The organism is Chroococcidiopsis sp. CCNUC1 (assembly GCF_023546805.1).
Lineage (GTDB): Bacteria > Cyanobacteriota > Cyanobacteriia > Cyanobacteriales > Chroococcidiopsidaceae > Chroococcidiopsis > Chroococcidiopsis thermalis.
The window spans coordinates 2,766,746-2,782,244 of the sequence record NZ_CP097480.1; the positions used below are offsets into that span (position 1 = coordinate 2,766,746).

Consider the following 15,499-nt stretch of genomic DNA (forward strand, 5'->3'; position numbering starts at 1 on the left):
TCTCTCAAACTTGTACTCTCTCAAATCTCATATGGGCTTTTTATAGCCGCAGGTTAATGATGCAACAAATATTGAGTCAGCCTTACCTCAAACAAGTTACCGAACTCCTGAAATTAGAAGCGGAAGCGATCGCTCGTGTGGCGCATCGGCTTCAGTCGGAACAGGTCGAACAAGCAGTACAGCTATTGGCTAATTGTCAAGGCAAAGTCGTGGCGATCGGTGTTGGCAAGTCAGGAATTGTGGCACGAAAAATTGCAGCTACCCTCACTAGCACGGGGATACTAGCAGTTTACTTGCACCCGTCTGATGCTCTGCATGGAGATATAGGAATTGTTTCTGCTGGGGATGTCGCTATAATTCTGAGTAACAGTGGAGAGACAGACGAGATACTAGACATACTACCATATCTTAAATATCGACAGATCCCTTTCATTGCCTTGGTTGGCAATCTCAAGTCAACCCTCGCTCGTAGTGCCGATGTTGCATTGGATACATCTGTTGACAAAGAGGCTTGTCCTTTCAACTTAGCACCGACAACGAGTACTACAGTTTCCTTAGCACTTGGGGATGCATTGGCAATGACACTGATCCAAGTTAAGGGTTTCACTTCACAAGATTTTGCTTTCAATCATCCCGCAGGACGCTTAGGTAAACGTCTAACTTTAAGAGTTTGCGATCTGATGCATGGTGGTTCGGATAATCCCAAAGTCGTACCACAAGCATCTTGGTTTGAAGTGCTGCGTGCGATTAGTGAAGGTGGTCTTGGCGCGGTGAATGTCGTTGATGGTACAGGATATCTAGTCGGCATTATCACAGATGGAGACTTACGGCGTTGGTTGCAGAAGGTCAGCCTTACTAATATAGAGACGCTAAGCGCAGGGACGATGATGACAAGCAATCCAACGGTAGTTTCTGCCGATCTCCTTGCTTATGACGCACTGCAACTAATGGAAAATCGACCTCACCAGCTTTCCGTGTTACCAGTGGTCGATCGAGAACAGCAATGCCTTGGTCTGCTGAGGCTGCATGATATTGTGCGTAGCGGTCTCTAAAAACTGCTTGATGTTTCGCTTCTGGGAATAGTTGAAATGAAAATTTTGGCAGTGATTCCAGCTCGTTACAACTCACAGCGCTTTCCTGGTAAACCCTTGGTAAAGATTGGCGATCGCCCCATGCTGCAATGGGTTTATGAAGCGGCAATCAGTTGTCCTTCATTTAGTCAAGTTGTGGTAGCTACGGATAATGCAGATATAGCAGAGTGCGTCTGGAGTTTTGGCGGTGTTGTGGAGATGACTCGTACTGACCATGCTACAGGGACAGACCGAGTGGCGGAGGTAGCGGAACGTTATCCTGAGATGACTGCGATCGCTAACGTTCAGGGCGATCAACCGTTCGTCACTCCGCAAATGCTAACACAGCTAGTCAAACCTTATTTGCGCGGTGAATCGCCAGACATGACCACTCTAGCTTGTCCTCTAGCAGAGAAAGACTACGGCGATCCTAACGCGGTTAAGGTACTATGCGATCGTCGCGATCGCGCTCTTTATTTCTCTCGTGCGCCAATACCTTACTATCGCAACCATAAACCAGCACCCGTCTTTCATCATCTGGGACTCTATGCTTTCAGGCGTGATTTTTTAGCAAAGTATACCAAATTAGCGCCTACACCACTAGAAGATTGTGAAGGGTTAGAGCAACTACGTGTTTTAGAGCATGGTTATCGAATTACTGTCTGCCACACTCAAACATCTACAACTGAAATCAATACGCCAGAGGATCTGTTACAGGTTCAGGTATTGCTAGCTAAAAAAGCCATTCCAGTTCAGACCGATGCAATCAAAGCCAAAATTTTAGAGGCTGAATAAATGAGTTCTAGTAAAACAATTAAAGTTCTGACACTGTCAAAGTACTATCCTCGTGACAATGGTTTTATACCCGAGAACCAAAGCAACATTTATGCTTGCATGGACCCACCTGTTGAAGCTATTGAAGCAGGGAAGGCGATCGCTCTACCTCATGGTAAGTTTAAGATCGATCTAATTTTAAAACAGTTACCGTCTGGGTGGTGGCCCGATCTAGTTTCCATCAGTTCGACTCTAATGCTGGTACAGAATCCACCGATCCCTGTGGGAATTCCTAGCTTAACTTGTCCATCAGTGATGAAGCTAATTGATAGCCATCATATGCCTCGCCCAATTCAAAACTTGATTGAGTACGCTAAGTTGGTGGGCTGTCAATATCATTGGACGGGCTATACTCGCCATCACATTCATTTTTTTGTTGAAGCTGGTTTACCGAATGTATTTTGGATGCCAGGAGCGATCTCAATTCCTCCTTATGTACCAGAATCGGTGAAAGACAAAACTTACGATGTAATCTTTCGAGGTGCTGTCGATAGTAACCACTACCATCGTCGTGAATTCTTAAAGTTTTTACAGGAAGCCGAAATAAATGTAGATTTTAGTGGAAGTCCTTATGCAGAATGTTTAGATATATACGTTCAGTCCAAAATCGTGCTGAATTGTAGTTTAAATGGAGATCTGAATCGACGGGTTTATGAAGTACTCATGGTAGGAGGTTTTTTACTAACCGATCGCCTCGCTCTACAATCTGGTCTTCCTTTGCTATTTCAAGAAGGAGTACATTTAGAGTGTTACGGCTCCAAGCAAGAACTACTCGACAAGATAAAATACTACCTCAGTCATCCTGATGCGGCAGCAGAGATTGCCCGACAAGGGCATGAACTATTTATGGCAAAATATCATCCTGAAATTCTTGTAGAAAAATTTAATCAAATCGTTTTTGATGGCAAAAGTATTCCATCTATTTTTTCAGCTCAAGATGATGTAAGAGTCACTAATATTTTTAACAGAACAATTAATACAAATAATCTATATTCAAGATTAAAAATTTATGAATTACTACAGGAAGTCCACAGATTAAACTTTGAAATCGATCTGCTTTATTATAGAGGTAAAAATGAATTGCTAATTGCAGATTTATCCGACTTGCCTAAATTTCAGATTACGTCGGTCGATTCATCACAAGAGCTTGCTAATACTACAAAAGATTTTGAAGTAATCATAATAGACCTACCTAATGAAGTTTCAGATTTAGAGCATCTGATCGAGCAACTCAACCCATGCCTATCTGGCTGTAGTTTATTTCTAGCTTTAGGTAGTTCTTCTAGTATAAAACAAAAAAAATTGAATTCGTTGCTCAAATCTAAAGGATTAGTACCTACTCAATTTGTCGAAAGAGACAACCGCACTTACCTAGCTTATCAACGGCAGTTTGAAGAAAATCAAACTTTATCCCGAACGAAAAAGCTTAACTTAGAATTGTTCCGCTATTCTGATATAGAAGACTATAATAATCCTCTGAACAACAGTTCAGGTGGGATCAAGCAATTAGTTAAAAATTTAGTTCATACAATTAATATGAGGAAAGGCTAAATGAGTGAAGTACATACACCTACGCGATCGTCAGAAAATTAACTATTAAGGATAATACAATGATTTCTTCAGATACAGAATCTATTGTAGTCGTATGTGCTGCTGATAATAATTATGTAATTCCCTTATCTGTAACGCTCAAATCTATACTTGTAAATCTTAAAACTTCACAAAGAATAACTTGTTTTGTAATTGATGGTGGTATTCAAGAAGTTAATAAACAGAAAATATTAAAATCGCTGGACTCACAACAAATTATGATTGAATGGTTGCAGCCTACTGACGCTATTCTCAGTAAAGTGAAAGTTTCAGGTCATGTGACGGTTGCAACTTACTATCGGTTACTTATTCCCGATCTATTACCGCAGCATATCGAGAAGGTTATTTATTTAGACTGTGACTTAGTTGTCAACGAAGATTTACAAAAATTATGGGCTATAGAGATTGACAACAGCTATCTACTAGCAGTTCAAGATATGGGAATACGTGAAGTATCAAATCCTCGCGGTGGACTTCATAACTATCAAGAATTAGGAATTCCTCCTCATTCCAAGTATTTAAACGCTGGGGTGATGGTATTTAACTTGGAAAAGTGGCGAACAGAAAATATCAGCACTCAAGCCATTGAATATCTTGAGCAGAATAAAGAACATGTTTTAAACTGGGATCAAGATGGAGTAAATGCAGTTCTTGCAGGTAAATGGAGAGAACTCGATCCACGGTGGAATCAAACTCCTAGCGTGTATAAATATCGATCGTGGAAAGACAGTCCTTTTACTGAAGAGATGTATAAATCTGTGATTCAACAGCCTTATATTGTTCATTTTGCAACCGCTATCAAGCCTTGGCATTACTACTGCGAACATCCAGCTAAAGATTTGTTCTTTCAGTATCTCGATATGACATCTTGGTCGGGTTGGCGACCTAAAAAACCATTGAAGTACATAATAAGGTTAGGCTTACGACGATTTAGAGAAAACATAAAATCTCTGCTCAAGAGTTTTGCATGGCATCTATCTCTTTCACGGTAATTAGAAACCTTACGCGCATCAAATTAGCTCAAGCGAGTACATCAAGTTATTGTCTATGTTCAGATTCGAGCGCTTGAGAAGTATTTTTAATGTTCGGATAAAAAAACTGAACTTTTCCATATCGACAAACTTCTGCTATTAAATCAGCATATAGATATTGCAGTTGTTCGTTTTTGGCGGCTTCTTTTAGTTTAAAAATCAATTCGTTTAGGTTAAACTTTGGTTGTAAGCATGAATTTAAACTGTATGTAATAGTTACGCTTAAATTGCTATTTAGTCATTTTAAAACAAACACAAATATTAATTTTTTTAAGGTGTTACCTTTTGAAACGAAGGATGGCTATCACCTAAAAAATTTGTCTAATCGCTATCTAAAAAAAGAGAGCAGTTTATGGTTTGTACACAAATTACAGACAACCTTTCAATTGGTGACGGCTATCCATTAACTCTAATTGGTGGTCCTTGCGTTATTGAATCAGAATATTTTACCTTAAAAATGGCAGAAAAAATTCGCCAAATATGCGATCGCTTGGGTATTTCTTTTGTATTTAAATCTTCTTTTGATAAAGCAAATCGTACATCGTTAGACTCATTTCGAGGTCATTCTCTAGAGGCAGGGCTAGAAATTTTGCAACTGGTCAAAGATAGAATCGGAGTGCCGACTTTGACAGACATTCACGAAAGTTATCAAGCGGCAACTGTAGCTGAGGTTGTTGACGTGTTGCAAATTCCGGCTTTTCTCTGCCGTCAAACGGATTTGTTACTTGCAGCAGCTGCTACGGGTCGAGCTATTAATGTCAAAAAAGGTCAGTTTCTCGCTCCTTGGGATATGAAACATGTCATTAGCAAACTAGAAGCTGGTGGGACAAAGCGTATTCTATTAACCGAGCGAGGTACGAGCTTTGGTTACAACAGTCTAGTGGTAGATTTTCGCTCCTTGCCTCAATTGCGGAGTTTTAATTATCCTGTTGTCTTCGATGCCACCCATAGCGTGCAATTACCAGGAGGACAAGGTAGCAAATCAGGAGGGCAAAGGCAATTCATTCCCTACTTAGCGAGAGCAGCAGCGGCTGTTGGTATCGATGCACTGTTTATGGAAATTCATGCCAACCCTGACTTAGCGCCTAGCGATGGACCAAACATGATCCCTTTAGTAAATCTCGAACATATTCTTAAACAAATACTATGTGTCCGTGCCGGTTTAGAAGTTGCTAGCCAACCTGAATTCAATGCTAAAAATTAGTGAGCCTGAGCTGCAATCGCGTCTATTAAAGATTAAGCTTCTAGCACTAGATGTAGATGGCGTGTTGACAGATGGTGGTCTTTATTACACAGAGAGTGGAGAAGAACTCAAGAAGTTCAACATCAAAGATGGTCAAGGATTGAAGAAATTGATGCAATTTGGTGTAGAAGTAGCTATAATCTCGGCTAACTCTTCAAAGTCAACACTCCATCGAACTCAAAAATTAGGAATTACTCATAGTTTTATTAATGTAGAAGATAAGTTGTCTGTCCTCAAAGATTTGTGCTTACAACTAAGCATATCTTTGTCTGAAGTTGCTTATGTTGGGGATGATGACAACGACCTTCCAGTATTACAAGCGGTAGGGTGTCCTTTTACAGTTGCTGATGCCATGCCTGAGAACAAAGCTCGCGCTATATACGTTACTAGAAAGTCTGGTGGGCAAGGTGCAGTTAGAGAAATCTGCGACCTTTTGATAAACTCTCGTTTAAACTTCAAAAATCAGTTTATTTGTGCTTGAAGAAGATGTACACTCCAACAAAGCTAAAGCGACTTGTGGCTTGCCAGGGTAGCATTCAACTCATCACGGCTCTATCAGCGCTGACTTGCCGAGAGAAAGAGCAACAAGGTACGAACGTTGAATATGATAACTACTTAGTGATTTACGACCTTAGAACTCCTGAAAATCAGAGTAATACATTTGCTAATTTCATCAAAAAGATGGCAGAAGAAGTCTGCACTTGGCAGAAAATTGTGTATATCCAGCCCGAGCAAATGCAGGCACTCCAGGCAAAACTAAATCTTGTGAGGCTAAATCTTTCAAATATTCAGCAAGTCTTCTCTTTAGTTCATAAATTAACCGGTATTTCATCAGCAGATGAAATTTATCTGAGTAAAAACTACGATATCTGGGATCGACTTTTGCTAAATGTTTATGAATCGGCTAAAAAAATCTGCTATGGAGATAGTATTGGATTATATCTTTCAGCTTCTTCTACTGTTCTTCAAGTTGAACCAAGAAGTTTAAATTATAAATTAAAGCGATTATTAAAATCATTTATATCTACCAAAAACTCGATCGACGAAATAAATTTTGATGTTGGTTATTTCACAATATCTAATTTTAATACTTTGAGCGCGTCTCCTCCTATGAAAGTGGTTACGGTAAACAAAGCAGTTACCCTTAATATTTTCCAAAGATTAAGAGGAGTTGTCGGAAAGGTCGTAGACTCAGATTACATTAATAACCTGCATACAAAGCTTGTAAACAACTCTGTATCCATTTTACTGACCTCAAATTTTTCTGAGGCAACTAGAATGTCTGAGGAAAATGAAATTAGTGCATATCAAAATTTCCTTAAAATTCATAAACGAGAAGATAATACAATTTTGATAATCAAGCCACATCCAAGAGATAGCGCAGTTAAAATAGAAAAATTACAATATAGCCTAAATAGACTCTTTTCAGAAGTGATAGTAATTTCTGAGCTAAGTTGGTTTTTTCTCCCTTTTGAACTCTTTTTGATGGAAGTATTTTTGGATCGAAACTTAGTCCCTCATTGCGATATAAAAATATTTGCATTTAGTTCTGCTTGTTTATCTTTAAAATTTCTTTTTAATCTTCCTTGCATTATCGGTTTTGGCAGTGAGATTACACATCAATCATTCTATGACGAACAAGTCAATAAAAGAATACAGCATGAATTAGAGCTTAATTACTTACTTCAACAGATATAGGGCGATCGCCCCATTAAGTTTAAGATTAGTCATGCAATCTATTGTATTCTTCAAGACTTCTTCTATCATTCTAAAAGACTATGGAAATAAGCAAAAGAATTAACTCGACAAAAGCAGGTGGTATACGCGAACAATTGAATTACTTTCGATATGCTTTGATTTTATACTGCTTGGTAGTTATATTTGTAATTCCATTTAGATCTTTTTTTCCACATGCCAAACTATTTTTACCAATAATTGCTTTTATTTTAATTTTACAACTTATTGTTTATAAGACCAAGATAAAGCTTATAGACACTATAATTGTGTGTTTGATTTTAATAGCTTCTTCATTACCAGTGTCATCTTTGGTTTTGTTTAGATACACGCTACCTATATGCTTTATTCTGATTGGTTTTAATGATAATAAACCTACATTACTTAAAAGAAACTATCTTACTATATTATATTGGATTTGTTTGCCTTCAATTCTTTATCAACTAGTTGTGTATAGAAACCAGTTTTTTGATGGTGTAGCAAGGATTACCTTAAGTGTTGGGGATCACAACATATCGGGATTATTTATGTTGTTATTTTTCTTCTTTTGTTATAAAAATAAATTTAGGATTGGCATAGTTTTATCGCTTCTTTGTGTAGGTTTATTCCTTAGTCGGAACTATTTTATTAGTATATGCGTCTTCTTTTTGATTTTGTTATTTGAAGCTCCATTTTCAAAAATACTCAGCAAAATTCACTTTGCTTATATTTTTATAACTGTTAATTTTCTAGTAATATTACTCAGCTATTATTGGATTACAAACGTAGAAACTTCTAGTTTATTATACGATAGTGGAGCTAGTCGTCTATTTTCTTTTAGTTCTTTTAATGATAGTTCTAATTTAGATAGATTTGAAGCCAACGTTTTTTTAATTCAATCTTATTTGAACAATCCAATACTAGCTTTTCAGGGTTATAGAGATACTTATGCAAGCGTGTTTCAACCACTTCGTTTATTAATACATCAATCATTTCTTGAAGTTTTTGCATATACTGGGGTTCCCTTTAGTTGCTTATATTTTTTCGGTTTTGTAAGAGTCGTCATGCGATTTTATCATAAAGATAATTTTAAATATATTTATTCATATTTGACTTTTACTTTATTTTTACATAGCTCTTTACAAGGAGCAACACTCACGCTTTTTATCTTGATTTTAAGTTTGCCTTCAAAAAGTAAGAGATTACACCCATATTAGCAATCTAAAATTTATTAATGAAATTGAGCTATTTGCATATATGCTTCGAGTTTAGCTATCTCAACATAGCACTTGTATGAAAATATCTATTGTTACTCCAGTTTTCAATTCTGTAACAACAATTGAAAAAACGATTCTGAGTGTGATTTCTCAAAAAAGAAACTTTCCCTTAGAATATATTGTAATTGATGGTGGTTCGACTGATGGTACTATTCAAATCATAAACAAGTATGCAGACCAGATAAATTTGTTTATTTCAGAACCAGATCGTGGTCCTTATGATGCCATGAATAAGGGAATAAACCATTCAACAGGTGATGTTATAGGCATAATTAACTCTGATGATTGGTATCACGATAATGCGATCGCAACAGTCGAGCAAGAATTTTGTCAAAATCACAACATTTCTGTCCTCTATTCACCTATAACAAATTACTATAAAGGAGAATATGTTGCTACTTTTGTTCCTGGCGATCTAGATAAACTTTTATTTAGATTTACGCTCAACCATCCATCTTGCTTTATTACAAAGTCAGCATATAACCTTGTAGGCTTATATAACTTAGAATACCCGATCGCCGCAGATTACGATTTGATTCTTCGCTTATTTGTATCTGGCGTAAATTTTCATTATGTGAGTACGCCACTTGCCTCTTATTCATTAAGTGGAATGAGTTCTTCTGCCATACCCTTTGATAGACTTAAATTAATTCGGGAGTGCTGGAAGATTAGCTGTAGCCATTCTAACCAATTTTCTAGAGAGATGGAGCTTCAGCGATGGAAAGTATATGGAGCCTGGGTTTTCAATGAGTTATTTGCACTCCCAACTAGGTATTTTCTTAAGCCTCCACTAGCTAGAAAGCTGAAGTCTTTTCTAAGTAGATATCTTGGAAAGCCAGTGTCGGATACTTATGGTAAATGGTAGTTTTTCTATGTCAAGAATTTTGTTTATTTCTGCCCAGGCTCCCACTAACCAATATCCACAAGCTGGACAAAGGATTGCCTTTACGCATCTTTCAGAATATGCTGTTGCTAATGAAGTCGTTGATATAGTGGTTATAGCTAACAAAGTTGAGGTGGACGCTGCCAAAGATTTAGTTGCAAAATTTGGTAGTAACCTCTATACATATCCTCTCCATCAGTTCGACAAAATTGCTAGTTGCTTAACTCATTATCAAGTTCCCGTGAAGTTTGCTTCTCGTCTTATTAATACAGTTGAGAGAAAAATTCAAAAACTTCTCGCAACTAATATTTATGATACAATTCATTTTGAATGTTCTCATGCTGCTATATACTTTGAAGCAATTGAGAAGTATATTAATCATACTAAAACGAAAACTGTAATTAGTTTAAGAGATGTGTGGACTCAAGTTTTTTTGAGACAGTCTGTCAGTAATTTTTTCTATGGTATTGAAGTAGCTAGAACTTTCCATTACGAACGGCAACTATACTCGCGTGTCGGTGAGTTATGGGTATCATCTACCAAAGATCGCGACCTTTTAACTTCTTTATTTTCTATACCCAGTGAAAGGATTACTATCAAGCCTCACCAAGCTAGTTGTTTTGTGTATCGAGTGCAGCGTTGCTTAGAAAAGATAGAGAAAAAAAGTCTCTTGTTCTGGGGAGCTATAGGAAGACCAGAGAACGAACAAGCAATTCTTACCTTTGTCGAGCAGTGTTTTAAGAAGTTGGTTCAACACGATCGAGATTTCAAACTTTACATAGTTGGCTCTAGTCCCTCTCAAAAAGTTTTGGCACTTGCTTGTAAACAGATTATAGTTACAGGATTTGTTGAAGATCCAACTGAGTTTTTTGAAAAAGCTGAAATTGGAATAGTTCCTCTATTTAAGGGAGGTGGGATTAAACTAAAAACCCTAGAAATGCTAGAAGCTGGCTTGCCAGTTATTGCTACTGCTGTAGGTGCTGAAGGAATTGTAGATCGGAGGAAAAAATTAGTGGTGAGTGACAATTTTGAAGAATGGTTCGATTTGATCCGCATAATGATAAGGTAAAGCTTTTTTAGCTTTACTTTAATTTTTCTAAATCGCCTTCTGTTTTTAATAAGGTAGCAGAGCGATTGGCATTGCTGACAGCAGTTCCCATTTTCTTAGAACGTAGCTTAACTAAAGTTCTAATAAAGTTGGCTCGGGCAAAATCGGGAGCAATTTCTATAGCGCGATCGCAATCTTTCAACGCTGCTACTAGATAATTTAATGATAAATTCACTTCAGCTCTTACAACATAAAAGTGTGGTTCGTCAGGTTCGAGAATAATTGCTTTTGTGTAATCAGCTTTTGCTGCTTTCAACTGATGACTTTGAAAGTAAAGTTCTCCTCTTTCTATATAAGCCAAAACATTTTCTGGATTTTGTTCAATTACCTGACTCCAATCAGCGATCGCTCCTGAAATATCACCTAGATTTTTTCTCACCCAAGCTCTATCTGCATAACAGTACATGCACTTGCGATCTAGTGATATCGCTATATTATAATGTTCTAAAGCAGATGATAGTTGTCCGAATTGACATAGCAACGCCCCGCGCTTATGTTGCAGAAAATGCTCGTCAGGACACAACTCGATGGCGCGATCGTATTCAGAAAAAGCTGCGGCTAATTCTCCAAGAGATTCTAAAATCTCTCCGCGATATACATAGGCAGTAACAACATTTTTAGAATTAGTTTTATCGAGATGAATTACGGCTGCATAATCATCTAATGCTGCTTGCGTTTGAGCTAATTTTTTGCGAGCATTACCTCGATTCAAATAAGCAATAGCAAAATTAGGGTTAAGCGCGATCGCTTGAGAGAAATCAGCCACCGCAGCATGATAATCTCCAGTTCTCACCCATATATAGCCTCGATTCAAATAGCTATCACTGCGATCGGGTGCAATATGAATAGCCGTAGAAAGGTCTTTTAGTGCCGCACTATAATCATTTAAGTAGCTATAAGCATTTGCTCGATTAACATGCGCTTGAATTTTATTTGAGTCAACCTCAATTGCTTTAGTAAAATCAGCAATAGCAGCTTCAGCATTCTGCTTTTGCTCTAGGTAAGTTATTCCTCGGCAAATATAAGCTTTATAGTGTTGCGGATCGAGTTTTATCGCTAGATCGTAGTCAGAGATTGCTTTATCTGACATTTTTAAAATACTATAAAGGTTGCCTCGATTGTATATAACTTCTACTAAAGTCGGATCGAGCTTAAGAGCTTTGTTAAAATATAAAAGTGCTGTTTTAACATTACCTTCAAATAACGCATGTAAACCATATTGCTTGTACTGCCAAGCTTGAATTTTTTTTACCATAATTTACTTGGATACTTCGACTGGATGTGTGAATACTTTGACTCATAGATCGGAGTTGTCTTTTTCTAAGAACAATATATGTATTACATCCGACGGAAATGATAGTATTCCTGAACTTTTCTGTATAGACAAACTTTATCTATCAAGAGAACATATTGGTATGACACAAATCTAAGTGTCAAATTTCTATTATATAGAGGTGATTTAGCACTACACAATCTACAAGTTGTTAAGAGAAGTCACTCAGAGTGCGCTCTAACAATCTTAGAAAATAAAAGACGTTTGTTTCAGTTTCGTTTGTAGTGGTATATTGGATAAGTCTGTCAAATTCCTATTAGCTATGCGATCGCAGCAAAGCTTAATCCTGTAAGTGGCAAAAGTTATAGCTTTACTAACTTATGAGGTGAAATAGTCTGCAACGTGATGTATTTAAGTACATTTCTCATGTAACTAATATCACTTTTATTAGCTTTCTGTAGCCTTTCAGTTGCAAACTGCAAAACTCGCTCCGCTCGTCCATCCCAAGTAAAATTATGTACTTCTTGAAAAGCACAGTCAGCAATAGTCTTAGCTAATAAAGGATTATTCAATAGAGTCTCTATTGCTAATTTGAATGAGAGTGGTTCGTCAGGTTCTGCCAATAGTGCATTTTCTCTATGTCGCAATACTGTTGCTATAGTCGGTAAAGCTGAAGCGACAATTGGTCTCTTAGCAACCATATAATCAAATAACTTCAACGGACAAGTAGCTTCAGCCAGTTCCCAATACTTACTGGTAGGAAGAATTAGAATGTCTGCGGCATATAGATATAATGCTAGCTCAGATTGTGGTACGTGACCGAAAAATTGTATGTTTTGTAAATTCATCTGTTGACAAGTTGCTTTTACCCGGTTGATATCATCAATCCATCCTCCTACTAAAACAAATTCACATTCTGGCATCAGACTAGCAGTTTTCAAAATTGTTGGTATTCCTTTATAATCGTACAAATGCCCTGAATATAAGATAATTTGACTGTCTTGTTGTAAAGATAACTTTTGGCGGGCTAAAGATTTAGTTTGATAAGGAAGAAAATTTTTAATGTCTACGGCATTAGGAGCTACCAATGTTTTTTCAGGAAGCAAACCATGATTTAAATAGTTCTCTGCAAGTTGAGGTAATGTGGTAACAACACCAAGTAAGTTCTTGTTATTGAATAACTTTTTGCATGTATAACTAAGTTTTTCTGAAACTGGTTCGTGCCATTCCCAAAGCACAGGTATACACATTCTTAGCAAAATTTCAACCACAGGAAACGAACGAGTATAAATTAAGCAAGGAGCTTTAAAACAAGTGTATAAAATAGCTAGTTTATAAAAGATAAAATTTTCATAATTTTGGGGAAAAGGATACTCGATCTTAATATGCAGCGGTAGGCGAACTAGTTTAAATTTATGATGCAAACCATACCAAGCTTGAAATTCTGAGTCTATGCCTTTTAAAACTGAAAAAATATCTCCGCTAGTAACCAATTCAAAATTTTCAACTTTTTGAGAAAAAGCCTGCGCCATTTTAGTAGTTTGAATTGAGTGAGCCATTTTTGATGGTAGGTTTCCTTTAGATACATAAATTAGAGATTTTAGCGTTTCCATTTTACTTTTTTTGATAGGTAGTTTTTTGATGATGCCAATGATTAGTACATGCAAAACCCATATACTATTACTCGTATTTTCATGCTTAACCTTTCGCTTTGATAGCACTAGTATATATAATATTTGCGATCGCAAAAACACTAGTTAAATCGAGTCACTTCTTTTTTTGGAAGATTGTTAGTTGCTTTTGCTAAAACTTCAGACACAACCTCTGTGTATCGAGCAAGACTGAATGTCTCCAATACTTTTTCACGAGTTTGCTTCCAGTCTACAGAATAAGCCGAACCGCTAGCGATCGACAAAATTGATTCAGCAATCGACTCAGGTGTGTTTTCGCAGGTCCATAGCTCTGTTTCTGGATTAAAAAACTCTCTCAAAGCCGGAGAATTCATGGTTAATGTAGGTAATCCTAATGAGAGGGCTTCAATCAACTTATTAGGAAGAGCATGATACGCCTTATCTGTATTACCAAAAATACCTAATGCTAGATCGCAATAATTAACTAGATATTGAGGTAAGGAACCATTAATAAAGTTTAAGTCTTTCCTTAGAAAAACTATAGATTCAAGATGATATGACCGAACTTTTTCTACATAATCGTAAAAAGCTTTATTGTCTATACCAAAGAAGTTACAAGTAAAATGCAAGTTTCTTTCTCGCAAAATTCTTATTGCTTGTAATATGTTATCCAATCCATGTAAAGGAATAAATGTTCCCCACCAACAAATATTTAATTTACCATCTTGCATCCAGCTTCTGTTGGGGAGCAAACAAGAAACATTACACAGAGGAGCTATATAAACTTTTTTTCTGTCAATATCAGTATTCAGAATCTGTTCCCAGTAAGTTAACTCTTGATTAGAGCTATGGATGAGATAGTCTGATTTCTTTAACGCTAGTATATCTTTTTCAATATATGATTTAGCGAGTTTGCTTCCATCACCAACTCTTTTTCTGTCCCTCACTTCAGTATCGTAAAGCGAGATATACATTTCAACTATGACTTTTTTCCTAAAAAGCTTTGCTGCAAAGATGGTACTTTTGATGAAAATAGTATTCATTGGTAATAAGTAAATTACATCCGTAAACGCAGCTTTTATTAAAAGTTCAATCCAGTAAAACTTAGTTAATACTTTTTCAATTAACGAGCTTTGCATACTTAAGTTTATATAATAAAAACTAGGACATAATTGAGAAACAAAATAATTTTTGGAACTAGATAGAAACTCGATGAGAGCTTGAGAACGACGATCTACGCGAGAAATATTGCCACAGAGCAAAACCTTGGCTTGATTGATGGGTGCTAGCATTGAAGTAATATTTTTGAGAATTGAACTATTGGCGAAAATACATGAAACTATTTTTTAAGTACCGTGTTTTATTTTTGCTTGAAACGTTGAAATGTCTCACTTTAAATAGTGAAAAAAATGAGCCAACTTTTGTAATAATTTTGTTAGTGCAAGCTGTATTTCAACAATTGCATCTATGCAGGGATGAAAGACGTAGCTTAATAGAAATTAAATATCATGAAAAACTCGAATTGCTACTTTGTAAATTGCAACATATTATCCAGGCTTTCATACTGTCTAATGAAACTTCCGACTTAACTAACAGTATGTACTTTTTTGCACGATAAATATTTCAGACTCTGACTGGTGTTGCTTAAGTGCACTCTTAGTGTCTTCTCTCACAATCCATAACGCCACGATCTATAACGCCCATAGCGCTACTTTACTTGTATTAATAATTTAGTCTTGATAGTTAAATTAGTCAAACGAAACCCTACCGAATAATGTTTTTTAATACCATAAATTTAATAATTATATTTCTGCTTTATCATCATGTTCAGTTATAAGTCAGTTTT

13 protein-coding genes are annotated in these 15,499 nt (G+C 36.5%); 10 read left to right on the top strand and 3 right to left on the bottom strand.

All coding sequences use genetic code 11. The features are described from left to right. Positions 1-59: 59 nt before the first annotated feature. From M5J74_RS12955 to M5J74_RS13000, 10 genes are all read left to right on the top strand, one after another. Complete coding sequence (locus M5J74_RS12955) at positions 60-1,052, top strand: SIS domain-containing protein (RefSeq protein WP_015154507.1); 993 nt, start codon at positions 60-62, stop codon at positions 1,050-1,052. Positions 1,053-1,088: 36 nt separating this feature from the next. Next, positions 1,089-1,865 (top strand): 3-deoxy-manno-octulosonate cytidylyltransferase, encoded by a 777-nt coding sequence (gene kdsB / locus M5J74_RS12960; protein WP_015154508.1) that lies wholly within the window; start codon positions 1,089-1,091, stop codon positions 1,863-1,865. Between the two features lie 99 nt (positions 1,866-1,964). Further along, positions 1,965-3,455, top strand: coding sequence for a glycosyltransferase (locus M5J74_RS12965; protein ID WP_250016905.1), 1,491 nt, complete (start codon positions 1,965-1,967; stop codon positions 3,453-3,455). A 59-nt stretch (positions 3,456-3,514) separates the two neighbouring features. Next, a complete protein-coding gene (locus M5J74_RS12970) occupies positions 3,515-4,486 on the top strand; it encodes a glycosyltransferase family 8 protein (protein ID WP_015154510.1) in 972 nt (323 codons plus the stop codon). A gap of 391 nt (positions 4,487-4,877) precedes the next feature. Next, entirely contained in the window at positions 4,878-5,729 is an 852-nt protein-coding gene (gene kdsA, locus M5J74_RS12975) for a 3-deoxy-8-phosphooctulonate synthase (protein ID WP_015154511.1), read from the top strand. Further along, complete coding sequence (locus tag M5J74_RS12980) at positions 5,716-6,249, top strand: HAD family hydrolase (RefSeq protein ID WP_015154512.1); 534 nt, start codon at positions 5,716-5,718, stop codon at positions 6,247-6,249. Before kdsA ends, M5J74_RS12980 begins: the two co-directional genes overlap by 14 nt. 35 nt (positions 6,250-6,284) lie before the next feature. After that, positions 6,285-7,466, top strand: a complete 1,182-nt coding sequence (locus tag M5J74_RS12985; RefSeq protein WP_250016906.1) for a polysialyltransferase family glycosyltransferase — start codon at positions 6,285-6,287, stop codon at positions 7,464-7,466. Between the two features lie 80 nt (positions 7,467-7,546). Further along, a complete protein-coding gene (locus tag M5J74_RS12990) occupies positions 7,547-8,698 on the top strand; it encodes a hypothetical protein (RefSeq protein ID WP_015154514.1) in 1,152 nt (383 codons plus the stop codon). 76 nt (positions 8,699-8,774) lie between these two features. Further along, positions 8,775-9,623 (top strand): glycosyltransferase family 2 protein, encoded by an 849-nt coding sequence (locus M5J74_RS12995; RefSeq protein ID WP_015154515.1) that lies wholly within the window; start codon positions 8,775-8,777, stop codon positions 9,621-9,623. Positions 9,624-9,630: 7 nt separating this feature from the next. Then, positions 9,631-10,710, top strand: coding sequence for a glycosyltransferase (locus M5J74_RS13000; RefSeq protein WP_250016907.1), 1,080 nt, complete (start codon positions 9,631-9,633; stop codon positions 10,708-10,710). A 13-nt stretch (positions 10,711-10,723) separates the two neighbouring features. On the opposite strand, the gene M5J74_RS13005 is transcribed toward M5J74_RS13000, so the two are convergent. From M5J74_RS13005 to M5J74_RS13015, 3 genes are all read right to left on the bottom strand, one after another. Further along, entirely contained in the window at positions 10,724-12,004 is a 1,281-nt protein-coding gene (locus tag M5J74_RS13005; RefSeq protein ID WP_250016908.1) for a tetratricopeptide repeat protein, read from the bottom strand. Positions 12,005-12,384: 380 nt separating this feature from the next. Further along, a complete protein-coding gene (locus tag M5J74_RS13010; RefSeq protein ID WP_250016910.1) occupies positions 12,385-13,689 on the bottom strand; it encodes a glycosyltransferase in 1,305 nt (434 codons plus the stop codon). 86 nt (positions 13,690-13,775) lie between these two features. Continuing rightward, entirely contained in the window at positions 13,776-14,945 is a 1,170-nt protein-coding gene (locus M5J74_RS13015) for a glycosyltransferase (RefSeq protein WP_015154519.1), read from the bottom strand. Positions 14,946-15,499 lie beyond the last annotated feature (554 nt).